Source organism: Allostella sp. (assembly GCF_041913585.1).
Taxonomy (GTDB): Bacteria; Pseudomonadota; Alphaproteobacteria; order ATCC43930; family Allostellaceae; genus Allostella.
In genome coordinates this window covers 1-23,549 of sequence record NZ_JAYSFE010000074.1, presented here as the reverse complement: position 1 = coordinate 23,549, position 23,549 = coordinate 1, and the positions used below count along the sequence as shown (strand labels likewise).

General features: G+C 72.6%; 21 protein-coding genes. 11 read left to right on the top strand and 10 right to left on the bottom strand.

All coding sequences use genetic code 11. From position 1 onward, the window contains the following. Positions 1-4 precede the first annotated feature (4 nt). The 4 genes from ACE3Q3_RS14830 (at position 5) to ACE3Q3_RS14815 (ending at position 6,956) form a co-directional block, all read left to right on the top strand. Positions 5-3,103 carry a multidrug efflux RND transporter permease subunit gene (locus ACE3Q3_RS14830; protein WP_374447318.1) on the top strand — a complete coding sequence of 1,033 codons (3,099 nt, stop codon included), beginning with the start codon at positions 5-7 and terminating at the stop codon, positions 3,101-3,103. Positions 3,104-3,110: 7 nt separating this feature from the next. Continuing rightward, positions 3,111-6,185, top strand: a complete 3,075-nt coding sequence (locus tag ACE3Q3_RS14825) for an efflux RND transporter permease subunit (RefSeq protein ID WP_374447317.1) — start codon at positions 3,111-3,113, stop codon at positions 6,183-6,185. A 144-nt stretch (positions 6,186-6,329) separates the two neighbouring features. Beyond that, on the top strand, positions 6,330-6,758 hold the full coding sequence (locus ACE3Q3_RS14820; RefSeq protein ID WP_374447316.1) for a CBS domain-containing protein: 429 nt from the start codon (positions 6,330-6,332) through the stop codon (positions 6,756-6,758). 12 nt (positions 6,759-6,770) lie between these two features. Beyond that, positions 6,771-6,956 carry a DUF3008 family protein gene (locus ACE3Q3_RS14815; protein WP_374447314.1) on the top strand — a complete coding sequence of 62 codons (186 nt, stop codon included), beginning with the start codon at positions 6,771-6,773 and terminating at the stop codon, positions 6,954-6,956. A gap of 43 nt (positions 6,957-6,999) precedes the next feature. On the opposite strand, the gene ACE3Q3_RS14810 is transcribed toward ACE3Q3_RS14815, so the two are convergent. Both ACE3Q3_RS14810 and ACE3Q3_RS14805 read right to left on the bottom strand, forming a co-directional pair. After that, positions 7,000-7,146, bottom strand: coding sequence for a hypothetical protein (locus ACE3Q3_RS14810; RefSeq protein ID WP_374447313.1), 147 nt, complete (start codon positions 7,144-7,146; stop codon positions 7,000-7,002). 52 nt (positions 7,147-7,198) lie between these two features. Further along, positions 7,199-8,176, bottom strand: coding sequence for an NADPH:quinone reductase (locus ACE3Q3_RS14805; RefSeq protein ID WP_374447311.1), 978 nt, complete (start codon positions 8,174-8,176; stop codon positions 7,199-7,201). A gap of 283 nt (positions 8,177-8,459) precedes the next feature. On the opposite strand from ACE3Q3_RS14805, the gene ACE3Q3_RS14800 reads away from it, so the two are divergent. Continuing rightward, positions 8,460-8,927, top strand: coding sequence for a YaiI/YqxD family protein (locus tag ACE3Q3_RS14800; protein WP_374447310.1), 468 nt, complete (start codon positions 8,460-8,462; stop codon positions 8,925-8,927). A 2-nt stretch (positions 8,928-8,929) separates the two neighbouring features. Here the strand turns inward: ACE3Q3_RS14800 and ACE3Q3_RS14795 are convergent, their stop codons facing one another. The 3 genes from ACE3Q3_RS14795 to ACE3Q3_RS14785 all read right to left on the bottom strand — a co-directional run bounded on the left by ACE3Q3_RS14795 (position 8,930) and on the right by ACE3Q3_RS14785 (position 12,270). Further along, positions 8,930-9,997, bottom strand: coding sequence for a hydroxyacid dehydrogenase (locus ACE3Q3_RS14795; protein ID WP_374447308.1), 1,068 nt, complete (start codon positions 9,995-9,997; stop codon positions 8,930-8,932). Positions 9,998-10,087: 90 nt separating this feature from the next. Further along, complete coding sequence (locus tag ACE3Q3_RS14790; RefSeq protein ID WP_374447307.1) at positions 10,088-11,308, bottom strand: TIGR03862 family flavoprotein; 1,221 nt, start codon at positions 11,306-11,308, stop codon at positions 10,088-10,090. Then, positions 11,305-12,270 (bottom strand): S1C family serine protease, encoded by a 966-nt coding sequence (locus tag ACE3Q3_RS14785; protein ID WP_374447306.1) that lies wholly within the window; start codon positions 12,268-12,270, stop codon positions 11,305-11,307. Before ACE3Q3_RS14785 ends, ACE3Q3_RS14790 begins: the two co-directional genes overlap by 4 nt. 247 nt (positions 12,271-12,517) lie before the next feature. Here ACE3Q3_RS14785 and ACE3Q3_RS14780 point away from each other — a divergent pair, with 247 nt between their 5' ends. Beyond that, a complete protein-coding gene (locus ACE3Q3_RS14780; RefSeq protein WP_374447305.1) occupies positions 12,518-12,958 on the top strand; it encodes a hypothetical protein in 441 nt (146 codons plus the stop codon). A 123-nt stretch (positions 12,959-13,081) separates the two neighbouring features. Beyond that, the gene (locus ACE3Q3_RS14775) at positions 13,082-13,558 is read left to right on the top strand and encodes a nuclear transport factor 2 family protein (protein ID WP_374447302.1); all 477 of its coding nucleotides are present in this window, start codon (positions 13,082-13,084) and stop codon (positions 13,556-13,558) included. On the opposite strand, the gene ACE3Q3_RS14770 is transcribed toward ACE3Q3_RS14775, so the two are convergent. After that, positions 13,524-14,225, bottom strand: coding sequence for a GntR family transcriptional regulator (locus ACE3Q3_RS14770; RefSeq protein WP_374447300.1), 702 nt, complete (start codon positions 14,223-14,225; stop codon positions 13,524-13,526). The two genes, ACE3Q3_RS14775 and ACE3Q3_RS14770, sit on opposite strands and share 35 nt — an antisense overlap. After that, positions 14,222-17,131 carry an FAD-binding and (Fe-S)-binding domain-containing protein gene (locus ACE3Q3_RS14765; protein ID WP_374447299.1) on the bottom strand — a complete coding sequence of 970 codons (2,910 nt, stop codon included), beginning with the start codon at positions 17,129-17,131 and terminating at the stop codon, positions 14,222-14,224. Before ACE3Q3_RS14765 ends, ACE3Q3_RS14770 begins: the two co-directional genes overlap by 4 nt. 73 nt (positions 17,132-17,204) lie before the next feature. Here ACE3Q3_RS14765 and ACE3Q3_RS14760 point away from each other — a divergent pair, with 73 nt between their 5' ends. After that, positions 17,205-18,380 (top strand): alanine--glyoxylate aminotransferase family protein, encoded by a 1,176-nt coding sequence (locus ACE3Q3_RS14760; RefSeq protein ID WP_374447296.1) that lies wholly within the window; start codon positions 17,205-17,207, stop codon positions 18,378-18,380. A gap of 12 nt (positions 18,381-18,392) precedes the next feature. Here ACE3Q3_RS14760 and ACE3Q3_RS14755 read toward each other — a convergent pair whose 3' ends face one another. Further along, complete coding sequence (locus ACE3Q3_RS14755; protein ID WP_374447293.1) at positions 18,393-18,773, bottom strand: hypothetical protein; 381 nt, start codon at positions 18,771-18,773, stop codon at positions 18,393-18,395. 227 nt (positions 18,774-19,000) lie between these two features. Between ACE3Q3_RS14755 and ACE3Q3_RS14750 the strand changes: the two genes are divergently transcribed. Both ACE3Q3_RS14750 and ACE3Q3_RS14745 read left to right on the top strand, forming a co-directional pair. Next, positions 19,001-19,558, top strand: coding sequence for an MliC family protein (locus ACE3Q3_RS14750; protein ID WP_374447292.1), 558 nt, complete (start codon positions 19,001-19,003; stop codon positions 19,556-19,558). A gap of 89 nt (positions 19,559-19,647) precedes the next feature. Further along, the gene (locus ACE3Q3_RS14745; RefSeq protein ID WP_374447290.1) at positions 19,648-20,286 is read left to right on the top strand and encodes a LysE family translocator; all 639 of its coding nucleotides are present in this window, start codon (positions 19,648-19,650) and stop codon (positions 20,284-20,286) included. On the opposite strand, the gene ACE3Q3_RS14740 is transcribed toward ACE3Q3_RS14745, so the two are convergent. Both ACE3Q3_RS14740 and ACE3Q3_RS14735 read right to left on the bottom strand, forming a co-directional pair. Further along, positions 20,283-20,819 carry a hypothetical protein gene (locus ACE3Q3_RS14740; RefSeq protein ID WP_374447288.1) on the bottom strand — a complete coding sequence of 179 codons (537 nt, stop codon included), beginning with the start codon at positions 20,817-20,819 and terminating at the stop codon, positions 20,283-20,285. The genes ACE3Q3_RS14745 and ACE3Q3_RS14740 overlap by 4 nt on opposite strands. A gap of 125 nt (positions 20,820-20,944) precedes the next feature. Further along, positions 20,945-22,012 carry a citrate synthase gene (locus ACE3Q3_RS14735; protein ID WP_374447286.1) on the bottom strand — a complete coding sequence of 356 codons (1,068 nt, stop codon included), beginning with the start codon at positions 22,010-22,012 and terminating at the stop codon, positions 20,945-20,947. Positions 22,013-22,094: 82 nt separating this feature from the next. Here ACE3Q3_RS14735 and ACE3Q3_RS14730 point away from each other — a divergent pair, with 82 nt between their 5' ends. Further along, positions 22,095-23,279, top strand: coding sequence for a citrate synthase (locus ACE3Q3_RS14730; protein WP_374447285.1), 1,185 nt, complete (start codon positions 22,095-22,097; stop codon positions 23,277-23,279). Positions 23,280-23,549: the final 270 nt, after the last annotated feature.

Sequence of the window (23,549 nt, the reverse complement as noted above, 5' to 3'; positions counted from 1 at the left end):
CGCGGTGAACATCTCGGCGCCCTTCATCGGCCGGCCGATCGCGACCTCGCTGCTCGGGATCGCGGTGCTGCTGTCGGGGTTGCTCGGCTACTGGCAACTTCCGGTGTCGGCCCTGCCCCAGGTCGATTTCCCGACGGTGCAGGTGACCACCCGCCTGCCCGGGGCCAGCCCGGAGACGATGGCCGCGCTGGTGACGGCGCCGCTCGAGCGCCAGCTCGGGCAGATCCCCTCCCTCCAGGCGATGACCTCGGTCAGCGGCTTCGGCATCAGCCAGGTCACGTTGCAGTTCGACCTCGGCCGCGACATCGACGGCGCCTCGCAGGACGTCCAGTCGGCGATCAACGCCGCCGGCTCGACGCTGCCGCGGACGCTGCCCTACCCGCCCACCTACAGCAAGGTGAACCCCGCCGACGCGCCGATCGTCACCGTCGCGCTCACCTCCGAGACGCAACCCCTGCGGGCGCTGAGCGACCTCGCCGACACGCTGCTGGCGCAGCGGCTGGCCGAGGTGACCGGCGTCGGCTCGGTCGGCGTGCAGGGGAGCGTCCGGCCGGCGGTGCGGGTGCAGGCGGACCTCGCCCGCCTGTCGGCCTACGGCGTCAGCCTCGCCGACCTCCGGACGGCCATCGTCGGCGCCAACCAGTCGGGCCCCAAGGGACAGCTCGACGGCGCCCAGCAATCCTACACGATCTCCGCCAACGACCAGATCGCCACGGCAGCGGCCTACCGCCAGGTCGTCGTCGCCTACCGCAACGGGGCGCCGATCCGGGTCGGCGATGTCGCGACGCTGGTCGACGGCTTCGAGAACGAGAAGGTCGCGGCCTGGTACCAGGGCCGGCCCGCGGTCGTGATCGACATCCGCCGCCAGCCCGGCGCCAACGTCGTCGATACCGTGGAACATCTGCGCCAGGAGCTGGCGAAGCTGCGCACGATGATCCCGGCCGGCGTCGAACTCGCCATCGTCGCCGACCGGACGGAGACGATCCGCGCCTCGATCCACGAGGTCCAGTTCACGCTCGTGCTCTGCGTCGGGCTGGTGGTGCTGGTGGTCCTGCTCTTCCTGCGCACGCTCCGGGCGACGCTGATCGCGGGCATCGTGCTGCCCTTGTCCCTGGTCGCGACCTTCGGCGCCATGTGGCTCTGCGGCTTCAGCCTCGACAACCTGTCGCTGATGGCGCTGACCATCGGCACCGGCTTCGTCGTCGACGACGCCATCGTCATCATCGAGAACATCGTCCGCTACATGGAGAAGGGCGACAGCCCGATGCGGGCGGCCTACCGCGGCGCCAAGGAGATCGGCTTCACCATCGTCTCGCTGACGGCGTCGCTGGTGGCGGTGTTCATCCCGCTCCTCTTCATGACCGGGCTCGTCGGCCGCATGTTCCGGGAGTTCGCCCTCACCCTCACCCTGGCGGTGGTGCTGTCGGCGGTGGTCTCGCTGACCATGACGCCGATGCTGTGCAGCCGCCTGCTGAAGTCCGGCCATGGCGATGGCGGCAACCGCTTCGCCGCGGCGGCCGACCGCGCCGTCGACCGGCTGATCGAGGGCTACCGCCGGACCCTGGTCTGGGTGCTGCGGCACCGGACCCTGACGATGCTGGTGACCGCCGCCACGCTGGCGGCCACCGTCGGCCTCTACGTGGTCATCCCCAAGGGATTCCTGCCGCCGCAGGACACGGGCTCGATCACGGCGGTGACCGAGGCCGGCGAGGACGTCTCCTTCGCCGAACTCCGCCGCATCCAGGAGCGCGTGGCCGAGGCCGTCAAGCGCGATCCCGACGTCGCCAATGTCGTCTCGGTGATCGGCGTCGGCACGATCAACAGCACGCCCAACGCCGGCCATCTCAGCATCACCCTGAAGCCGCAGGCGAGCGGCCGCGCCGCCGCGCAGACGGTGATCGCCCGGCTGAAGGAGCAGGTGGCGGAGATCCCCGGCGTCGAGGTCTATTTCCGCGCGATCCAGGACATCCAGATCGCCACCCGTGCCGCCCAGTCGCAGTACCAGTACGCACTGGTCGGAACCGACCCGGCCGAACTCTCGCGCTGGTCGCGGCGGCTGGTCGAGGAGATCCGGCGCTCGCCGATCCTCGAGGACGTGGCGAGCGACCTGCGCGAGAACGGCCTCGGCGTCATGGTCGACGTCGACCGCGAGCAGGCCGGCCGCCTCGGCGTCACCATGCAGGCGGTCGAGGACGCGCTCAACGACGCCTTCGGGCAGCGCCAGATCTCCACCATCTACGGCCAGGCGAACCAGTACCGCGTCGTGCTCGAGGTCGAGCCGCAGTACCGCCTCGATCCCGCGACGCTCGGGCGGCTCTATGTCCCGGGGCGCAACGGCGCGCTGGTGCCGCTGCTCTCGGTCGCGCGGATCGAACGGACCTCGGTCCCGCTGTCGATCAGCCACGAGGAGCAGTTCCCGGCGGTCACCATCAGCTTCAACCTCGCCCGCCATGCCAGCCTCGGCGACGCCGTCCAGGTGATCTCCGCCGCACAGCGGCAGCTCGGCATGCCGGGGACCATCACCGGCAGCTATTCCGGCGACGCGGCCGAGTTCGAGAAGTCGCTGGCCGGGCAGCCCTGGCTCATCCTCGCCGCCATCGTCGCCATCTACATCGTGCTCGGCGTGCTCTACGAGAGCTTCATCCATCCGGCGACGATCCTCTCCACCCTGCCGTCCGCCGGCGTCGGCGCGCTGCTGGCGCTGATGCTCTTCGACCTCGACCTCTCCTTCGTCGCCCTCATCGGCATCATCCTCCTGATGGGCATCGTCAAGAAGAACGCCATCCTGATGATCGACTTCGCGCTGGAGGCCGAGCGCCACCAGGGCATGACGCCCTACGAGGCGATCGTCCAGGCGAGCGTGCTGCGCTTCCGGCCGATCATGATGACGACGCTGGCCGCCCTCTTCGGCGCACTGCCGCTGGCGCTGGCGACCGGCCCCGGCGCCGAACTGCGCGTCCCGCTCGGCGTCAGCATCTGCGGCGGGCTGCTGCTGAGCCAGCTCCTGACCCTCTACACCACCCCGGTCGTCTATCTGCTGATGGAGCGGTTGCGCGGCCGCAGCGGCCTGTGGCCGAGCCCGGCGCCCGCCGCGGCGGACTGACCGGGCGATGATCTCGACGCCCTTCATCGAGCGGCCGGTCGCCACCATCCTGCTGGCGATCGGTCTCTTCCTGGTGGGCGGGGTCGCCTTCCTCTTCCTGCCGGTGGCCAGCCTGCCGGTGGTCGACTACCCGACCATCCGGGTGTCGGCCAGCCGGCCCGGCGCCGATCCGGAGATCATGGCGGCGACCGTCGCGGCGCCGCTGGAGCGGCGCCTCGGCGCGCTCGCCGGGGTGACCGAGATCACCTCGTCCAGCGGCGTCGGCTCGACCAGCATCGTCGTCCAGTTCGATCCGGGCCGGAACATCGACGCCGCCGCCCGCGACATCCAGGCGGCGATCAATGCCGCCGCCGCGGACCTGCCGAGCGACCTGCCGAGCCCGCCCAGCTTCCGCAAGGCCAATCCGGCGGCGGCGCCGGTGCTTATCCTGTCGATGACGGCGGACACCGTGCCGCCGTCCGAGCTCTACGACCTTGCCGACAACATCCTGGTGCAGCGCCTGTCGCAGGTGGAGGGGGTGGCCGAGGTCACGGTGAACGGCGCCGAGCAGCCGGCGATCCGGGTCCGCGTCGATCCCAGCCGGCTGGCGGCGATGGGCCTCGGGATCGATCAGGTGCGCCAGGCGATCGCCCAGGCGAGCGTCAGCAACCCGGTCGGCAGCCTCGACGGCCTGCGCCAGTCGACCATCATCCGGACCAACGGCCAGTTGCGCACACCCGAGCAGTTCCGGCGCATCGTCGTCCGCACCGAGGGTTCGACGGTGGTCCGCCTCGGCGACGTCGCCATCGTCGAGAACGGCGTACGCAACAGCCGTTCGGCCGGGTGGGTCGGCGCACGCCGTGGCATCCTCGTCGTCATCTACCGGCAGACCGACGCCAACGTCATCCGCACCGTCGACGGCATCAAGGCCGAGCTGCCGGAGCTGGAGCAGCTGCTGCCGGCCGGCGTCCAGCTCGCCGTCCTCTCCGACCGGACCACGACGATCCGGGCCAGCGTCCACGAGATGCACTTCACGCTCGCCCTCTCGATCGCGCTGGTGACGCTGGTGGTGCTGCTCTTCCTGCGCCGCGCGACCCCGACGGTGGCCGCCGCGGTGACGGTGCCGCTGTCGCTCGCCGGAACCTTCGGGCTGATGTGGGTGGCCGGCTACTCGGTCAACAACCTGACCCTGATGGCGCTCGTCATCGCCGTCGGCTTCGTCGTCGACGACGCGATCGTCATGATCGAGAACGTCTACCGCAATCTCGAGAGCGGCATGGCGCCGATGCGCGCGGCGATCGAGGGCGCGCGCCAGATCGGCTTCACGGTGGTCTCGATCAGCGTCTCGCTGGTCGCCGCCTTCGTGCCGCTCATCTTCATGCCAGGCGTTGTCGGGCGGCTCTTCAAGGAGTTCGCGATGACGATGACCTTCGCCATCGCCGTCTCCATGCTGGTGTCGCTGACGGTGACGCCGATGATCTGCGGCCGCTTCCTCCGGCGCGTGCCGCAGCGCGGCGAGACCTGGCTCGACCGCCGGGTCGAGCCGCTGCTGGACGGGCTGGTGGCGGGCTACGGGCGGACGCTCGGCTGGGCGCTCCGGCACCGCATCCTGATGCTGCTGGTCTTCTTCGCCACCATCGCCGGCACCGCCTGGCTCTACGTCCAGCTCCCGAAGGGCTATTTCCCGCAGGACGACACCGGCCTCGTCTTCGCCGGCACCCGGGCGTCGCCGGACGTGTCGTTCCAGGCGATGCTGCGGCTCCAGCAGCGGGCGGCCGACATCATCGCCGCCGATCCGGCGGTCGCCGGCTTCGGCTCCTTCGTCGGCGGCGGCGCGCAGAGCAACACCGGCCGCATGTTCATCAGCCTGAAGCCGCTGGCCGAGCGCGGCGTCAGCTCGACCCAGGTCGTCAACCGGCTGCGCCCCAGGCTCTCCGCCATTCCCGGCCTCCAGGTCTTCATGGTGCCGCAGCAGGACCTCCGGGTCGGTGGGCGCAGCGCCAACGCCTCCTACCAGTACACGCTGTGGACCGAGGACCTGGCCGCACTCAAGACCTGGGCGCCGCAGGTGCTGGAGCGGCTGCGCACGGTGCCCGGCGTCGTCGACGTCAGCGCCGACCGCGAGCAGACCGGGCTCCAGGTCGACGTGTCCATCGACCGCGAGGCGGCGGCCCGCCTCGGCGTCGGCATCGACGATGTCGGCGCCGCGCTCAACAGCGCCTTCGCCCAGCGCCAGATCGCCATCATCTACACCCGGCGCAACCAGTACCGCGTCATCTACGAGGTCGAGCCGCGCTTCGCGACCGACCCGACCTCGCTCGAGCGGCTCTACGCCACCGCCGCCGACGGGACCCAGGTGCCGCTGTCGGCGGTCACGGTGCGAACGACCGGAACGGCGCCGCTCTCGGTCGCCCATCGCGGCCAGTTCCCGTCGACGACGATCAGCTTCAACATCGGTCCGGAGGCCAACCTCGAGGAGACGCTGGCCGCGGTCGACCGGGCCGTCGCCGAGATGCACCTGCCCGACGTCATCCGCGCCGGCTTCGACGGCGACGCCGGCGCCTTTTCCCAGTCGGCGCAGAGCCAGCTCGTGCTCATCCTCGGCGCCATCCTCGTCATCTACCTGGTGCTCGGCATCCTCTACGAGGACCTGCTGCACCCGATCACCATCCTGTCGACCCTGCCCTCGGCCGGTCTCGGCGCCCTGCTGTCGCTCAAGCTGGCGCAGATGGACCTCTCCATCATCGCGCTCATCGGCATCATCCTGCTGGTCGGCATCGTCAAGAAGAACGGCATCATGATGGTGGACTTCGCGCTCGAGGCCGAGCGCAGGCGCGGGCTCGCACCCGCCGACGCCATCCGCGAAGCCTGCCTGGAGCGCTTCCGGCCGATCCTGATGACGACCTTGGCCGCCCTCTTCGGCGCGGTGCCGCTGGCGATCGCGACCGGCATCGGCGCCGAACTGCGCCGGCCGCTCGGCGTCACCATCGTCGGCGGCCTCGTCGTCTCCCAGGTGCTGACGCTCTACACGACGCCGGTCATCTACCTGGTGCTGGACCAACTGCGCCGCCGCCGGCGGTACGCGCCCCAGCCGGCGGAATAGACCGTCCCCCAGATCCCCGGCCGCGGATTTCTCCCAGCCGCCGTCGAAACCTCCGCCGCTCCTCCGGGTTGGGCCTGTATCGGGCGGACGTCGGCGACCTGCCGGCGACCGCCCGCAGCCCCAGGGAACCGGATGGAGAGAACGATGAACGTGCGCGACTGCATGACCACCGAGGTGCATCTCTGCGCGCCGGGCGACAGCGTCCGGGATGCCGCCAACGCCATGCGCTCGGCGGACGCCGGCAGCATCCCGGTCGGCGAGAACGACCGGCTGGTCGGCATGATCACCGACCGCGACATCGCGCTGCGCGTCGTCGGCGACGGGCTCGACCCCGAGACGCCGGTGCGCGACGTGATGAGCGACGAGATCCTCTATTGCTTCGACGACGAGACCGTCGAGGACGTGGCCCGCCAGATGGCCGACCTGCAGGTCCGCCGCATGCCGGTGGTGAACCGGGAGAAGCGTCTCGTCGGCATCGTCTCGCTGGGCGATCTGGCCCAGGGCAGCACGACCGCCGGCCAGGCGGCGCTGCGCGGCGTCTCGGCGCCGGGCGGTGCGCACCGGCAGCACTGAGGGAGCCGGGACATGCCCGCGAAATCGAAGGCGCAGCAGAAGGCGGCGGGCGCCGCCCTCTCCGCCAAGCGCGGCGACACCCCGAAGCGCGAACTCCGCGGCGCCTCCAAGTCCATGGCGGATTCGATGTCCGAGAAGGAACTGGAGCGGATGGCGAGCACCAAGCGGAAGGGCAAGCCCGAGCACGCCTCGCGTTGACCCCAGGACCGGCGGCGGGGAGAACCGCCCCGCCGCCGGCGCTTCACCCCTTCGGCTCCGGCAGCGGCGGGATGTGGGGCTCCTCGGTCGGGAACTCGACCGGCGGCGCGGTCGGCTCGGGCGGGATGTCGGCCGGCTTCTCGGGCGTGCCCGGCTGCGGCGGGGTCGGCGGATCAGGGGGGCGGACCATGGGCATTCTCCTTTCGCCAGGGAGAATGCCCGGTGGTCGGCGCCGGTTCCGGCTACAGCGTCAGCACGACGTTGCCGATCACCCGCCCCTGCTCGACCGCCTCGTGCGCCTCGGCGATCCGCTCCAGCGGCAGCGACAGGCCGACCGCGTTCTCCAGCCGGCCGGCGGCGAGCATGCCGTTGACCCCGGCGACGGCGGCGGCACGCTCGGCCGCGGTCAGTTCGTAGACGAGGAAGAACTTCACGGTCACGCTGGCGAAAAGGCAGAAGGGCGCGGGCAGCGGCGCCTCGGGGCCGCCGATGCCGTAGACGACGACGGTGCCACGCGCCGCCAGCACCTCCGGCAGCAGCCGGGCGTTGGCGGTGATGTCGAGTTCGATCACCCGGTCGCAGCCGCGGCCGGCGGTCAGTTCCCGGACCCGGGCACCGACATCCTCGGTGCGGTAGTTGATGGCGTGGTCGGCGCCGGCGGCCGTCGCGTGCGCCGCCTTCTCCGGACCGCTGACCGTCGTCAGGACCGTCGCGCCGGCAGCCCTGGCGAACTGGATCGCATAGTGCGAGACGGCCCCCGCCCCGCCCGACACGAGGATGGTCTGGCCCGCGATCGGCCCGTCCAGCATGACCGCGTGCCAGGCCGTCAGCGCCGGGATGCCGAGGCAGGCGCCGGCCGCGAAGGACGTGCCCGGCGGCAGCGGCACCGCCTGGATCGCCGGCAGCGCCACGAATTCGGCGGCGGTGCCGAAGGGCCGCCGCCACTGGCCGTTCCAGACCCACACCCGTTCGCCGACCCGCGCCGGGTCGACGCCGGCACCGACGGCGTCGATGGTGCCGGCGCCGTCGCTGTGCGGGATGACGCGGGGATAGGCGAGCCGCCGGTTGGTCCCGGCCCGGCTCTTGACGTCGGACGGGTTGACGCCGGAGGTCGCGAGCCGCACCCGCACCTCGCCCGGGCCCGGCTCCGGCCGGTCCACCTCCGCCACCCGCAGCACGTCCCGCGCCGCGCCGTTCGCCTCGTAGTAGGCCGCCCGCATCGTCCGTCTCCCCGTCGCTTTCCGCGTTACAAGCCGCCAGTCAGTGCCTACACTGCGAATCGTCGTCAACAACCGAAAGGAGGTGGTCCAGTGTCTCATTGTCCATACCCGCGGACGTCGGGTGCCGTGAGCCTGATCCCTGCCTCGGTCGGGGTCTTCGGGGTATTCTGACGTCGCTCCGTCCGATCCTGCCGCCTCTTCGGGCGCGGGTGGGGATGGAACGCGGTTCGACAATGGGGGGCCGCCCTGCGAGGGGCGGCCCCTTCCTGTTGCAGGAGAGGTCGTGGCCGAGCCGATCGAGATCCTGGTCGACGCCGACGCCTGCCCGGTGAAGGGCGAAATCTACCGCGTCGCAGCCCGCCACCGCGTCCGCGTGGTGATGGTCTCGGGCGGCTTTCTCAACATCCCGATCGACCCGATGATCGAGCGGGTGATCGCCGGCGACGGCTTCGACGCGGCCGACGACCGCATCGCCGAGCGGGCGCGGCCCGGCACGATCGTCGTCACCGCCGACGTGCCGCTGGCGGCCCGCGCCGTGCGCGCCGGGGCGGAGGCGATCGGCCCGACGGGCCGCCCCTTCACCGAGGCCTCGGTCGGCATGGCCCTGGCGACGCGCAACCTGATGGAGGAACTGCGGGCGATGGGCGAGGCAACCCGGGGCCCGCGCCCCTTCTCGCCCCGCGACCGCTCCCAGTTCCTCTCCGCCCTCGACGCCGCGCTCGTCCGGCTCAAGCGCCGCGGCTTCGGCTGATCCTATGCCGGGCGCGCCGGCAGGGGATCCGGGGCGAAGCCGAGGATGCGCTCGAAGCGCGCGGCATAGTGCGGCCAGGCCTCGGGATTGACGAGGCGCGGCGGGACCCGGCCCTCGAAGATCTGGATCCACTGGTAGGCCGCCGCCTCGGCCATGGTCGCCAGCGCCTCCTCGGTGATGCCGGCGATGTGCGGCGTCGCGATGACGTTGGGCAGCCGCAGCAGCGGATGGTCCGGATCCGGCGGTTCCTTGAGGAAGACGTCGACCCCGGCGCCGGCGATGCGCCCCGCCGCCAGCGCCGCCTCCAGCGCCGCCTCGTCGTGGATGCCGCCGCGCGCGGTGTTGACGAAATAGGCGGTCGGCCGCATCGCCGCGAACTGGGCCGCGCCGAACATGCCGAAGGTCTCGTCGTTGCGCGGGCAATGGACCGAGACGAAATCCGAGCGCGCCAGCAGTTCGTCGAGCGGGACCTTCGTCGCGCCGCGCGCCGCCACCTCGTCGGCCGACAGGTACGGGTCGTGGGCGAGCACGGTCATGCCGAGGAGGCCGCGGCAGAGCTCGGCCGTGCGGGTGCCGATCTGGCCGATCCCGACGATGCCGACGGTGCGCCCGCGCAGCTCGCGGCCGGTATAGAGAAAGCGGTCGAGGTCGCGCTCGCGGCGCAGCGCCCGGTCGGTGATGCCGATGTTCTTGGCGAGCGCCAGCATCAGCCCCAGCGCGTGCTCGGCGACCGCTTCCTTGTTGGAGCCCGACTGGTTGCAGACGAGGACGCCGTGGGCGGTGCAGGCGGCGACGTCGACCATGTCGAAGCCGGCCCCGGTCGAGCTGATCGCCAGCAGTTCCGGGCAGCGGCGCAGGAGGTCGGCATCGCCGAACCAGGGCTCGTGCAGCTCGGTCCGGGGGGCGATCTGGTAGCCGTGGACCCGCGCCATCACCTGGTGGTTGTCGCCGTCGGGATCGGCATAGCGCCGCCGCACCAGTTCGATGTCGTGCCGCTGTCCCAGGATCTCCTCGGCCACCGGGTCCACCCACTTCTCGAAATAGGCCAGCCGCTTCACGTTGGTCGTCACGCGTTCCCACCCTTGCCGTCGTTCGTCTGCGTCCGACGATGGGCGAAGGCGAGGAACGGGGCAAGTACCGCCCCAGGCGCAGCGCCGCGACTACTCGCGGGCGAATGCCGCCGCCCTTCGGCCGGCGACCAGCCCGGTCGCGAAGGCCGCCTGGAGAAGATAGCCGCCGGTCGGCGCCTCCCAGTCGAGCATCTCCCCGGCGACGAAGGTTCCGGGCCGCGCGCGCAGCATGAAACGCTCGTCCACCGCCTCGAAGGCCACGCCGCCGGCGCTCGAGATGGCGCGGGCCAACGGCTGCGGCGCACCGAGGCGGAGCGGCAGGGACTTGATGCGCCGGGCGAGCGCCGCCGGGTCGCGCGGCAGGCCGGCCTCGCCCTCCCGCAGCAGGGCGGCCGCCAGCGGCGACAGGCCGGCGCCCTTGCGCAGCCGCGTCGCCGTGGATGGCGCGCCGGCGACGGCCGCCAGGCGCGCCGCCAGATCCTCCACGGCCAGCTCGGGGCGGAGATCGAGCCGGACGACGGCTGCGCCGTCGGCCGCGACGGCGGCCCGCAGGGCGGCCGAGAGCGCGTACACCGCCCCGCCCTCGATGCCGTAGGCGGTGGCCATGGCCTCGCCGCGCACCGTCCGCCCGCCGAGGGACATGGCCACCGGCTTGAGGGGCGTGCCGGCGAAGCGCTCCCGGAAGGACGGGCTCCAGTCGACCGCGAATCCGCAGTTCGCGGGCTGGAACGGCGTCACGCGGACGCCGGCCCCCGCCAGGATCGGCGCCCAGCCGCCGTCGCTGCCGAGCCGCGGCCAGCTCGCCCCGCCCAGGGCCAGCACCGTGGCGGCGGCCGAGACCCGTTCGACCGCGGCGTCCGGTCCGGCGAAGACGAGGCGTCCGGACGCATCCCAGCCCTGCCAGCGCCGGCGCAGCGCGAAGCGGACGCCCGCCGCGCCGAGCCGCTGCAGCCAGGCGCGCAGCAGCGGCGACGCCTTCATGGCGCGGGGAAAGACGCGGCCGCTCGATCCGACGAAGGTGTCCTGCCCGAGCGCATCGGCCCACGCCCGCAGCGCCGCCGGCGGGAAGGCCTCGAGCGCCGCCGCGAGGCGGTCCGCCGCCGCGCCGTAGCGGGCCCGGAACGCGTCCAGCGGCTCGGAATGGGTGAGGTTGAGGCCGCCGCGCCCGGCCATCAGCAGCTTGCGCCCGACCGACGGCATGGCCTCCCAGACGGTGACCGCAGCGCCCGCCGCCGCGGCCGCCTCCGCCGCCATCAGCCCCGCCGGCCCGCCGCCGACGACGGCGACGGTGCCGCGCGGGAGGGGTGTCAATGCAGGCTCGGCTTCTTGAGGAAGCTGGCGCGGTCGGCCGAGACGACCGCGATCTCCAGCGTGCGGCCGTCGCGACTGATCGTCAGCGGGATGGTGGCGCCCGCCGGTCCCTGCTCCCAGACGCGGCGGTAGAATCCGGCGAGGTCGCCCGGCTCGACGCCGGCGACCGCCAGCAGGATGTCGCCCGTCTGCACGCCGGCCCTGGCGGCGGGCCCGGTGTCGGACAGGCCGACGACCGCGACCCGCTCCTCGACCTCGGCGGCATAGAGGCCGAGCCAGGGCCGCGCCGGCCGGTTGGCGCGGCCGAGCAGCAGCAGGTCGTCGAACACCGGTTTCAGGACGTCGATCGGGATGACCATGTTGAGGAAACTGCCGCGGCCCTGCTGGAGCTGCAGCGAGCCGATGCCGATCAGTTCGCCCGCGGCGTTGATGAGCGGCGCCCCGCCCCAGTTGGGATGCGCCGGCGCGGTGAAGATCGCCTCGTCCAGGACATATTCCCAGTAGCCCGCGAACTCCTGCCGGGCGACGATCCGGGCGGCGACCGAGTGGGCGCGGCCGCCGGCCCCGCCCATGACGACGCGCTCGCCGACCTCGGCCGCGGCCGAACGCCCGATCGGCAGCGGCGGCAGCGCGACGCGGGCCAGCGCCTGCACCAGGCCGAAGCCGGTCTCGTGGTCGAAGGCGACGACGTGGCCGGGAACGGCGCGGCCGTCGGCCAAGGTCAGGTAGACGGTCTCGGCCTCGGCGACGAGATAGCCGACGGTGAGCACCAGCCCGTCGCCGCGGATCAGCACCCCGTTGCCGGCGCGCTCGGTGCCGAGCGTGCCGGCGGTGAAGGCGTCGGACGGGACGATCGACTTCAGGCCGACGACGGCGGAAAGGGCCCGGTCGAGGTCATACTCGAGATCCTCCGCCCGCGGCTGCAGCGGTTCCGGCACCTTCCATTCGCTCTCCGTCGTCATCCGGCTCGTCTCCCTGGCCCCGACTGACGCCCAAGGTGGGGTGGGACGGCGGGCGAAGCAAGCGGCGGCTGGGCCCCGCGCTCGCTGCACGAGGCCGGCTTCGCCGCGCCTGCTGCGATCCATGCCCATGCGACGAAGTGCCTCACAGTTGCGCTCGTGGTCACGTGCCAACGCTTTCGGTTAACTGGGTCGAGGGCCGGGTCGCGGCGGCCCGCTTGGGGGGTGACGGATGTCGAGAAGGACCAGCTTGCTTGCAGCACTCCTCGTCTCGGCGCTGCCGGCCTCGGCACTCGCCCAGACGATCGAGGTCAAGGTTGGGGTCACGAACAACTCCAGCTATGGCGCATGGGTCGCCTGGAGCAAGGACACGGGCGAAACCAAACCCCCGGTATCCGTCTCGGCGGGTCAGACGGCCGAATTTTCCGACTACTGGCTGCCGATGTCGGGCGCCACTGCACAGAACCATGTGCTGACCATCACATTGCCCGGCCAGCGCGCCTGCCGGGCCGCACTGCGGGTCGAGGTCGGCTATGCCATGCCGGGCATGCCGACGCTCAGCTCCCTGACCTGCTCCATCCAGGAGCAGAGCAGCCATGGGCTCTCCTGCAGCCTGGACGCACAGGGCACGGCCGTCGGCACCGGGTCGCCGGCCGGCACCTGCACCGCGGCCATCCGCTTCGGCGGATAGTCGGGACGCTGCCTCGCGGATCGAACGGACATTCCCGGCTTCCCGGTTCCGTCGAAACCGAAACCACCATAGAAATCGCTGCCCGACCTCCACTCCCGGAGACCGGCGGATCTGCAGAGGGACATGCCGATGATCGCCCGGCGCTCGCTTCTCCTATCGACGGCCGCCATGGTCGCCTTCGGCCTCTCCGCCTGCACCACCACGCCCGCCGCCGACCCGGACGGCGACGCCGCGCTGTTGGCCCATCTGATGGCGCTCGAGACCGGCAGTTGGCAGCACGTCCTCGACCGCGACGTCGCCGGCATGCAGGCGTTCCTCGCCGACGATGCCCTGCTCGTCTTCGGCGACGGCCGCCGCTTCACCAAGGCGGAGTTCCTGAAGGCGGTGCCGAGCTTCGGCCTGAGCGCCTTCACCATCGGGCCGAATCCGCAACTGCTGCGCTTCGCCCCCGACGTCGCGGCGGTCGTCTACACCGTTTCCTACACCGGCGGGCCCGCCGGTGCCGCGCCCACGACCCTGTCCGTCACCGCGAGCAGCACCTTCGCCCGCCGCGGCGGGCGCTGGGTCAGCGTCCACTACCAGGAGACGCCGACCCGCTGACGGCGGGCCGGCGCATGCGCGCCAGGTAGAGCCGGTGATCGAGGTGCCGCCGCGCCACCGCGGCGGCGCGATCGGGGTCGCGGTCGAGGATGGCGCCGGCCAGCGCCAGGTGCTCGGCCTCGGCCGCCGCCCAGCGCTCGGGGGTGAGGTTGGCCTGGAAGCGCGCCGGGCGGAGGCGGGTGTTGACGCGGCCGTGCAGGTCGGCCAGCAGCGGGTTGCGCGCGGCGGCCATGACCAGGGCGTGGATCGCCTCGTTGACCGCGAAGTAGCCGTCGAGGTCACCCGCCCGGCGGTGGTCGGCCAAGGCTCGCGTCAGCCGCTCGATCTCCGTCCGCTCGGCCGCGGTCGCCCGCTCGGCCGCCAGGGCCGCCGCCTCGGATTCGAGGGCGGCGATCACCTGGAACGCATGTTCGGCCGCCTCGCCCGACAGGTCGACGACGGTGGCGCCGCGGTTGGGGACGATCTCGACCAGTCCCTCGGCGGCCAGCACCCGAAGCGCCTCGCGCAGCGGCGTGCGCGAGATGCCGAACTCGGCGCAGAGCTCCAGCTCCTTCAGCCGCTCGCCGGGCGGCAGCCGGCCGGCGACGATCGCCCGGCGCAGCCGGTCGGCGGCGTCGAGATGGAGCGCCCGGCGCGGGATCGGGCCGGCGACGGCGACCTCGTTCATCCTCGGCCGGACGGTCCGGCGAGGTGATCGGCGAGCAGCCGGACCGGATGCACCGCCGGTCGCGCCGCGAGGTCGGCGAACTGGTGGCGACAGCTCGTCCCGGCAGCGACCAGCACGGCGTCAGCCGGCGCCTCGCGCACCCGCGGCAGCGGCCCCGCCTCCGCCACCTGGCGGGAGACGGCGGCGTGCTCGGCCTGGTAGCCGAAGGCACCCGCCATGCCGCAGCAGCCGGCATCGATGGTGGAGAGGGTCAGCCCCGGCACCAGCTTCAGCATCGCCTCGACCGCGCCGACCGTGCCGAAGGCACGCTGGTGGCAATGGCCGTGCAGCACGGCGGCGGCGGAAGCGGGCCGCAGGTTCGGCGTGAAGCGGCCGGCGGCGCGCTCCGCCGCCACGAACTCCTCGAACATCACGGCCTTGCCGGCGACGGTCTGCGCGTCCTCGCCCAGGCCCAGCACCTGGTGCTCGTCGCGGAAGGAGAAGAGGCAGGACGGCTCCAGCCCGACGATCGGCACGCCGCGGCGCGCGGCCGCGGCCAGCGGCGCCAGGGCGCGGCGCGCCTCGGCCTTCGCCTCCTCGACCATGCCGGCGGCGAGATAGGTGCGCCCGCAGCAGAGCGCCCGGCCGCCATCCTCGGCGGCAATGCAGGCGACGCGATAGCCGGCCGCGACCAGCACCCGCTTGGCGGCCCGCGCATTCTCCGGCTCGAAGGCGGCGGTGAAGCTGTCGACGAAGAGCGCCACCTCCGGCCCCTCGCCCTCCGCCCGGCCGTCGGCGCCGGCGGCGTCGAAGCGGTCGCGCCGCCATTCCGGCAGCGGCCGGTCGGCGGCGAGGCCCAGCATCCGCTCCGACAGGCGCGCCAGGGCCGGGATGCGGTTGCGCAGGTTGAGGACCGGCGCCAGCGTCGCCGCGACCCGGGCATAGCGCGGCAGGTGGGCGACGACGCGCTCGCGCAGCGGCACCCCGTTCGCCTGGTTCCACTGGTGCTGGAATTCGATCTTCATGCGCGCCATGTCGACGCCGGTCGGGCACTCGCGCTTGCAGCCCTTGCAGGAGAGGCAGAGGTCGAGCGCCGCCTTCACCGCCGGGTCGGCGAAGCGATCGTTGCCGAGCTGTCCGGTGACCGCGAGGCGCAGCGTGTTGGCGCGGCCGCGGGTGACGTGCTGCTCGTCCTTCGTCGCGCGGTAGGACGGGCACATGACGCCGGGATCGGACTTCCGGCATTCGCCGTTGTTGTTGCACATCTCGACGGCGGCGAGGAAACCGCCCCACTCCGACCAGTCGAGCGCGGTCGCGACCGGCAGCGACTTGTAGCCCGGCTTCCAGCGGAAGAGGCTACGGTCATCCATCTTCGACGGGTGGACGATCTTGCCGGGGTTGAAGAGACCGCCCGGATCGAAGGCGTCCTTCACCTCCTCGAAGGCCCGCACGATGCGGTCGCCGAACATCGGCCGGTGGAACTCCGACCGCACCAGCCCGTCGCCATGTTCGCCCGAATGCGAGCCCTTGTATTCGCGCACCATGGCGAACGCTTCCTCGGCGATCGCCCGCATCTTCTTCGCTCCCGCCTCCTCCTTGAGGTTGAGGATGGGGCGGACATGGAGCGTGCCGACCGAGGCGTGGGCGTACCAGGTGCCCGACGTGCCGTGCTTGGCGAAGACCTCGTCGAGGCGGCGGGTGTATTCGGCGAGGTCGGCCAGCGGCACCGCGCAATCCTCGATGAAGGAGACCGGTTTCCCCTCCCCCTTCATCGACATCATGATGTTGAGGCCGGCCTTGCGCACCTCCCACACCGCGGCCTGGAAGGCGGGATCGACCGCCTCGACCACGCCGTCCGGGAAGCCCAGGTCGCCCATCAGTTCGACCAGTTGCGCCAGCCGGCGGACGCAGTCCTCGCGGTCGTCGCCAGCGAACTCGACGAGCAGGATCGCCTGCGGCTCGCCCCGGACGAAACGGTCGACCGTCGGTCGGAACATGGCGATGTCGCGCGACAGGTCGATCAGCGTGCGGTCGACCAGTTCGACCGCGCCCGGCCCCAGCTTGACGATGTGCTGGGTCGCGTCCATCGCCGAATAGAAGGTCGGGAAGTGGCAGATGCCGAGCGTGCGATGTGCCGGGATCGCCTTGAGGTCGAGATGGACCTGGGTGAAGAATCCCAGCGTCCCCTCCGAGCCGACCAGCAGGTGCGCCATGTTGTGGCCGGCCGGGTCGATCATGTCGATGTTGTAGCCGCCGACCTTGCGCAGGAGCTTGGGGATGCGACGGTCGATCTCCTCCGCCTCGCGCCCGTGGAGCGCCCGCATCCGCTGCACGAGGTCGACGAGGCGGCGATCGCCGGCGGCGTCGGCGAGGTTGCCCGGCACCGGCCCGAAGCGGTGCGCCGAGCCGTCGGCCAGGATCGCGTCCACGGCATGGACGTTGTGGACCATGTTGCCGTAGCGGATGGAGCGCGAGCCGCAGGAATTGTTGCCGGTCATGCCGCCGATGGTGGCGCGGTTCGACGGCGAGACGTCGACCGGGAAGAAGAGCTTCTTCGGGCGCAGGAGCTTGTTCAGGTGGTCGAGCACGATCCCGGGCTGGACCGTCGCGCGCCTCGCCTCGACGTCGACCGAGACCAGCCGGTTCAGGTGCTTGGAGACGTCGACGACCAGCGCCTCGCCCACCGTCTGGCCGCACTGCGAGGTGCCGGCGCCGCGCGGCAGCACGGGCACCCCCTCCTCGCGCGCGATCTGGATGGCGGCGGCGATGTCGTCGGGCTCGCGCGCGACCAGCACGCCGAGCGGCTCGATCTGGTAGATCGAGGCGTCGGTCGAGTAGCGGCCGCGGCTGGCGGCGTCGAACAGCACCTCGCCGCGCGTCTCCCGCCGCAGCCGCTCGGCCAGCTTGCCCTCGCCCACCCGCGCCATGGCGTCGTCCTCCCTTGCGTCCTCTGAGATTGTATACATAATGCAATCTGAACGCTCAATGGGGACGAGACCGATGCCGAAGCACCAGCCGGGCCGCCACTTCCTCCAGATCCCGGGGCCGACCAACGTGCCGGACCGGGTGCTGCGCGCCATCGACCGCCCGACGATCGACCATCGCGGGCCGGACTTCGGCAAGTTGGGCAAGGAGGTGCTGGAGCGCATCAAGCCGGTGTTCGGCACCGAGGGCCCGGTCGTGATCTTCCCCGGCTCCGGCACCGGCGCGTGGGAGGCGGCGCTCGTCAACACGCTGTCGCAGGGCGACCGCGTGCTGATGTTCGAGACCGGCCATTTCGCCACCCTGTGGCAGGAGATGGCGCGCAAGCTCGGCATCGTCGCCGAGTTCATTCCGGGCGACTGGCGGTCGGGCGTCGACGCGGCCGCCATCGAGGCCCGGCTGGCCGAGGATTCGACCCGTTCGATCAAGGCCGTCGCCGTCGTCCACAACGAGACCTCGACCGGCGTCACCAGCGACATCGCCGCCGTGCGCCGGGCGATCGACGCCGCCAACCACCCCGCCCTGCTCTTCGTCGACACCGTCTCCTCGCTCGCCTCGATCGAGTACCGGCATGACGAGTGGGGCGTCGACGTCACGGTGACGGGGTCGCAGAAGGGCCTGATGCTGCCGCCCGGCCTGGGATTCAATGCCGTCAGCGAGAAGGCGCGGGCGGCGGCGAAGACGGCGAAGCTGCCGCGTGCCTACTGGGACTGGGAGGCGATGCTGGGCGTCAACCCGACCGGCTATTTCCCCTATACGCCCGCGACCAACCTGCTCTACGGCCTCAACGAGGCCCTGGTCCTGCTCGTCGAGGAGGAAGGGCTGCCGGCGGTTTTCGCCCGCCACCAGCGCCATGCCGAGGCCGCCCGCCGCGCGGTGCGCACCTGGGGCCTGGAGGTGCTGTGCCGCAACCCGGCCGAATACTCGCCCTCCCTGACGGCGGTGATGGTGCCGGCCGGCCACGACGCCGACCAGCTCCGCGCCACCATCCTCGAGCGCTCCAACCTCTCCCTCGGCAACGGCCTCGGCCGGCTCAAGGGCAGGGTCTTCCGCATCGGCCATCTCGGCGACTTCAACGACCTGATGCTGATCGGCACCCTGGCCGGGGTCGAGATGGGGCTGGCCGCGGCCGGCGTGCCGTACGCCAAGGGCGGCGTGCAGGCGGCGATGGACTTCCTCGGCGGCAATCGCTGAGCCCGCCGGGACCTACTGGGCGCGCGTGCAGGTCGGCATGCGCCCGCCCAGCCCGGGGTCGGCCAGCACCGCATCGACGATGAACCAGACCTCGGACTGGTTGCCCTCGGCCACGGCGGGGCCGATGCACGCATAGTGCGGCGACGACCAGCCGACCTTGGCCGGTCCGAACGCGTCCGTCTCGAAACAGGTGTCGATGGGGCCGAAGCCGGAATTGTAGTAGCCGCCGTTCGGCGCAGTGAAGAGCGTCGCGCCCACCGCCAGGAGGATATTGGGGGCGTGGCGAGCGTCGAAGCCGCCCGCGCGCACACAGAGGCGGTAGGCGGCGTCCGCCGCCGACGCCATGCCGATGGCCCAGAGCGCGAGTGCCGCCACGGTGAACTTGCGACCCATGCCGATCCGCCCGCAAGGTGAGGGAACGTCACATCATCCTCGGCAACGGCCGCGAAGTCACGCAATCGCGCGACGGGCGGGAACCCGCCGAGGCCAGCGGCTTTCCTCCGAGGGCCACGACCCTGCCCCAGCGATCGGGAGCACCCGCGATGCCGCGTCTCTGGTTGCCCGCCATCCTCGCGGCGTGGCTTGCTCTCCCACCCGCACCTGCGGCGGCCTCCGCGCCGGTGCCACCCCTCGACTGCCGCGGCGAGCGGGCCGCGGAAACCGGCGCGATCGAGCGGCTGGTGTGCCGGGATGCCGGCCTGGCGGCGCTCGATCGCGAGGTCGACCGCCTCTACCGCCTGGCGCGGGCGGCGGGGACCGGGCGCGTGCCGGCGGCGCTCGACGAAAGCCAGCAGGCCTGGCGGCTGCGCCGCGGCGACTGCCGCAATGCGATCGACCTCGCGCCGTGCCTGCGCGCCATCCACCTCGACCGCATCGCGGCGCTGCGCCTCCACCACGCGGCCGCACGGTCGGCCGATGCGGACGGCACGAGCCGCGGCCCGGTCGCGTTCGACTGCGCCGGGCGGACGCTGACGGTGACCTTCGTCGCCGGCGCACCGGCGATGGCGCATCTGCGCTGGCGCGGCGCCGGATATGCCGCGGTTCAGGTCGAGAGCGGCAGCGGTGCCCGCTACCGGGGACCGGACGGGGCGGAGATCTGGACCAAGGGCAGCGATGCCGCCGTCGCCCTGCCGGACGGGACGAAGCTCGACTGCCGGGAACTCCGGCGCCAGGGGTAGCGCCCGGAATTGTCGCCGGGACAATGTTCCGGTTGCCGGGCGCCGCCCTGGCCCGGCACCTTCCGGCCGTCCCGGTCGGAGGAGCGTCCATGATATCGCTCGGCAGTCTGGCAGCGTTCGCACTGGTCGCCCTCGGCATGGTGCTGACGCCGGGGCCCAACATGATCTACCTGATCGGCCGCTCCATCACCCAGGGGCGCGCCGCCGGATTCCTCTCCCTGCTCGGCGTCGTCGCCGGCTTCGTCTTCTACATGCTGTGCGCCGCCTTCGGCCTGACCGCGCTGCTGCTGGCGGTGCCGCTCGCCTACGAGGCGATCCAGTGGGCGGGCGCCCTCTACCTGCTGTGGCTCGCCTGGAACGCGGTGCGGCCGGGCGCGCGCTCGCCGCTCGAACCCAGGACCGACCTGCCGCACGACCAGCCGGCGCGGCTATTCGCGATGGGTTTCCTCACCAACCTGCTCAACCCCAAGATCGCCGTCCTCTACCTGTCGCTGTTGCCGCAGTTCATCGAGCCCGAGCGCGGCCATGTCCTGGTCCAGGCCCTGCTGCTCGGCATGGCGCAGATCGCCGTCAGCTTCTCGGTCAACCTTGCGATCGTGCTGGCCGCCGGCGCGGTGGCGGCCTGGTTCCGGACCCGGCCCACCTGGCTCGCCGTCCAGCGCTGGCTGATGGCGACGGTCCTGGCGGCGCTGGCGGTCCGGCTCGCCTGCGAGCGCCGGCCGGTCTAGGAGACGGTGGCCGGGCGCCGACGGCGGCGCCATCCGAGGACGGCGCCCGCCATGAGCCCGAGCAGGATCCCCGGCACGCCGAAGCCGAAGACGACGAGATATCCGGCCGCCCCCTCGAAACTGCTGACCTGGGCGAGGTCGGCATAGAGCGACCCGGCGGCGAGCGCGGCCGCGCCGAGGACCACCGCCCCGACCAGCGCCCCGACCACGGCGTCGATCGCCCGCAGGCCGGGATGGGAGCGGTCGCCGCCCGCCAGCGCCCGCAGCCGGCGGAAGACCAGGAAGCTGCCCAGGGCCCAGGCGACGGGCGGCACCAGCCCAAGCGGCAGGAGCCACCAGATGACGGTCGCGCCTTCGGGCAACGACCCGAAGGCGTGGCTGTAGAGGAAGAGCGCCACGGCGATGGCGACCCCGCCCAGCACGGCGATGCCGGCCCGCGGCGCCATCCAGCCGACGACCAGTGCCGGCAGCACCACGGCCGGCATGGCGAACCCATGCACGACCGACCAGAACGCGGCCTCGACCAGCGTCATCGCGTCACCTCGCCTCCGGCCGCCGCCGCGGCCTGCGCGCGGGTTCCGGTCGGCGCCACTCTAGCCGCTTCCGGCCGAAGCGGGGACCGCCGTCCCCCGCTTCGTGCCGGAATCGGGCGGGCCATCTAGGCGGCGCGCTGCGGCAGCGGCCCGACATAGGCGGATTGCGGCCGGATGATGCGCCGGCTCTGCTCCTGCTCCAGGACATGGGCCGCCCAGCCGCCGACACGGCCGACGGCGAAGACCGCGGTGAAGAGGTCGCGCGGCAGGGCCAGGGCCTCGAGCAGGAGGGCCGTATAGAACTCGACGTTGGTGTCGAGCCCGCGGCCCTGCTTGCGCTGGGCGAGGAGGCGGATCGCCGCCGCCTCGACCGCCTCGGCGAAGCGGATGCGGTTGCTCTCGCCGCGCAGGTCCATGACGACGCGCTTCAGCACGTCGGCGCGCGGATCGCGGACGCGGTAGACGCGATGGCCGAAGCCCATCAGCCGGTCGCCATGGTCGAGGGCGGCGATCAGCCACGGCTCGATGCGCTCGGGCCCGCCGATCGCGTCCAGCATGTCCAGCACCGGGCCGGGAGCGCCGCCATGCAGCGGCCCCTTCAGCGCGCAGATCCCGCCGACCACCGCCGACAGCAGGCCGGCGCGCGTCGAGGCGATGACCCGGGCGGCGAAGGTCGAGGCGTTGAGGCCGTGGTCGGCGATCGTCACGAGGTAGGTGTCGAGCGCCCGGACATGGGCGGCCGTGGCGGGTTCCCCGCGCAGCATCCGCAGGAAGTCGGCCGCGTGCCCCAGGGACGGGTCGGGTGCGACCGGCGTCTTCCCGGCCCCCCGGCGGCTGGCCGCCGCCGCCACCACCGCGGTCGCCGCCGTGGCGAGCAGGTGGTGCGGCACCTCGACCCGGTCGGCGAGCAGGGCGAGGCCGGCACGCACCGCCTCGACCGGGCCGAGGCCGTCGAGGGCCGGCAGCTTCGGCGCCAGGATGGCGAACGCGGCCGCGCGCGCCCGGCCGAGCCCGCCGGCGACGTCGCCCGCGGGCGCGAACCCGTCCCAGAGCAGGGCCAGAACCTCCTCGTAGCTGCGCCGTCCTGCCAGCGCCTCCAGGTCGAAGCCGCGGAGCACCAGGCGCCCCGCCTGCCCATCCACATGGCTCAGCACCGTTTCCGCCGCGACGACATCGTCGAGCCCGACCGCCATGGCATCCTCCTTCGTGGCATGTCCCGGACGGGCGGTTTCGCGCCGCTGGCCTCTTCCGTCAACGTTGATTATATTTATCAATATGAATGCACCCGTCCTGATCGATGCCGACGAGGCGATCCGTCGTCTCGGCGTCCGTCGCGCCACCCTCTACGCCTACGCCAGCCGCGGGCTGGTTCGAAGCGAACCGCACCCCGACGACCCCCGGCGCAGCCTCTACGCGGCCGAGGACATCGACCGCTTGGCGGCCCGGCGCCGGCTCGGCCGCAGCCCGGGCGGCGCCGCCGCGCGGACGCTCGACTGGGGCCTGCCGGTCCTGGATTCGGCGATCACCCTAGTGGAGCATGGGTGCCTCTCCTATCGCGGGGTCGAGGCGACCGGCCTCGCCGAATCGGCGACGCTGGAGGACACGGCCCGGCTGCTCTGGGACTGCGGCGAGTTCGACCCGTTCGCCGAACCGCCGCCGCCGGCCCCGGCCGCCGCCCCCGGCCCGGCCGCGACGCGCTGCATCGCCGCCCTCGCCGACGCCGGCTTCGCCGGCTCGGAGGTGTGGGGCCGCGATCCGCGGCGCCGGTGGGCCGCGGCCGCGCGCCTGCTGCGCCGGACCGCTGCCGCGGCCGTCGCCCGCCCCCCCGGTCCCGGGGCGACCGGACCGGAGCCGATCTCGGCCGCCGTCGCCCGGGCCTGGACGGCCGACCCCACGGCCGCCGATCTCGTGCGTCGGGCCCTGGTGCTGGCGGCGGACCACGAGCTCAACGCCTCCACCTTCGCCGCCCGGGTCGTGGCCTCGACCGGCGCCTCGCTCGCCGCCGCCGTCGTCGCCGGCATGGCGGCGCTGACCGGGCCGCGTCACGGCGGCATGACGGAGCGGGTCCAGGCCCTCCTGGAAGAGGTGGCGGCCGGCGGCGATGCCCGCGCGACCGTCGCGCGCCGGCTCGCCCGCGGCGACCGGCTGCCCGGGTTCGGCCACCCCCTCTACCCCGCCGGCGACCCGCGGGCGAGCGCCCTTCTCGCCCGGGTCCGGCCCGACCCGCTGAGCGATGCCGTCGCCGCCGCGGTCGCCGAACTGACCGGGGAACCGCCCAACATCGACTTCGCCCTGGTCGCGCTGGCGCGCGGCCACGGGCTGCCGGCCGAGGCGCCGTTCACCCTCTTCCTGGTCGGGCGGACCGCGGGCTGGATCGCCCACGCGCTGGAGCAGCAGGCGACGGGCGGCCTCATCCGGCCGCGCGCCCGCTATGTCGGGCGCCGCAGACCATCCGGATAGGCGATGCCGCGAACACCGAATTGACGTCGAAATTCCCTTTTCGCGCAATCTGTTGCCGGAACACATCGACGTTGCGGGAAGCGCCGCTCGCGAGTTGTTTTCCGGACCAATCCCGGTTTATATTCGCGCCACGAATTCTGGGGGTCCGCTCGTCTGGCCAAGCACCAACGAGCCCAGACTTGGACTTGGATTCATCCGACTTCTGGGGGCAGACGTGGCGACGATCAACGGCAAGAGCGGCAACGACAACCTCGGCGGGACGAGCGGCAA

Excerpts from the sequence above, each read along its gene's own strand:
- ACE3Q3_RS14810 (WP_374447313.1), bottom strand. The coding sequence starts at position 7,146 with ATGGTCCGCCCCCCTGATCCGCCGACCCCGCCGCAGCCGGGCACGCCC.
- ACE3Q3_RS14775 (WP_374447302.1), top strand. The coding sequence starts at position 13,082 with ATGCCGATGATCGCCCGGCGCTCGCTTCTCCTATCGACGGCCGCCATG.
- ACE3Q3_RS14785 (WP_374447306.1), bottom strand. The coding sequence starts at position 12,270 with ATGACGACGGAGAGCGAATGGAAGGTGCCGGAACCGCTGCAGCCGCGG.
- ACE3Q3_RS14755 (WP_374447293.1), bottom strand. The coding sequence starts at position 18,773 with ATGGGTCGCAAGTTCACCGTGGCGGCACTCGCGCTCTGGGCCATCGGC.
- ACE3Q3_RS14760 (WP_374447296.1), top strand. The coding sequence starts at position 17,205 with ATGCCGAAGCACCAGCCGGGCCGCCACTTCCTCCAGATCCCGGGGCCG.
- ACE3Q3_RS14805 (WP_374447311.1), bottom strand. The coding sequence starts at position 8,176 with ATGCGGGCGGCCTACTACGAGGCGAACGGCGCGGCGCGGGACGTGCTG.
- ACE3Q3_RS14765 (WP_374447299.1), bottom strand. The coding sequence starts at position 17,131 with ATGGCGCGGGTGGGCGAGGGCAAGCTGGCCGAGCGGCTGCGGCGGGAG.
- ACE3Q3_RS14745 (WP_374447290.1), top strand. The coding sequence starts at position 19,648 with ATGATATCGCTCGGCAGTCTGGCAGCGTTCGCACTGGTCGCCCTCGGC.
- ACE3Q3_RS14825 (WP_374447317.1), top strand. The coding sequence starts at position 3,111 with ATGATCTCGACGCCCTTCATCGAGCGGCCGGTCGCCACCATCCTGCTG.
- ACE3Q3_RS14770 (WP_374447300.1), bottom strand. The coding sequence starts at position 14,225 with ATGAACGAGGTCGCCGTCGCCGGCCCGATCCCGCGCCGGGCGCTCCAT.
- ACE3Q3_RS14815 (WP_374447314.1), top strand. The coding sequence starts at position 6,771 with ATGCCCGCGAAATCGAAGGCGCAGCAGAAGGCGGCGGGCGCCGCCCTC.
- ACE3Q3_RS14735 (WP_374447286.1), bottom strand. The coding sequence starts at position 22,012 with ATGGCGGTCGGGCTCGACGATGTCGTCGCGGCGGAAACGGTGCTGAGC.
- ACE3Q3_RS14730 (WP_374447285.1), top strand. The coding sequence starts at position 22,095 with ATGAATGCACCCGTCCTGATCGATGCCGACGAGGCGATCCGTCGTCTC.
- ACE3Q3_RS14740 (WP_374447288.1), bottom strand. The coding sequence starts at position 20,819 with ATGACGCTGGTCGAGGCCGCGTTCTGGTCGGTCGTGCATGGGTTCGCC.
- ACE3Q3_RS14820 (WP_374447316.1), top strand. The coding sequence starts at position 6,330 with ATGAACGTGCGCGACTGCATGACCACCGAGGTGCATCTCTGCGCGCCG.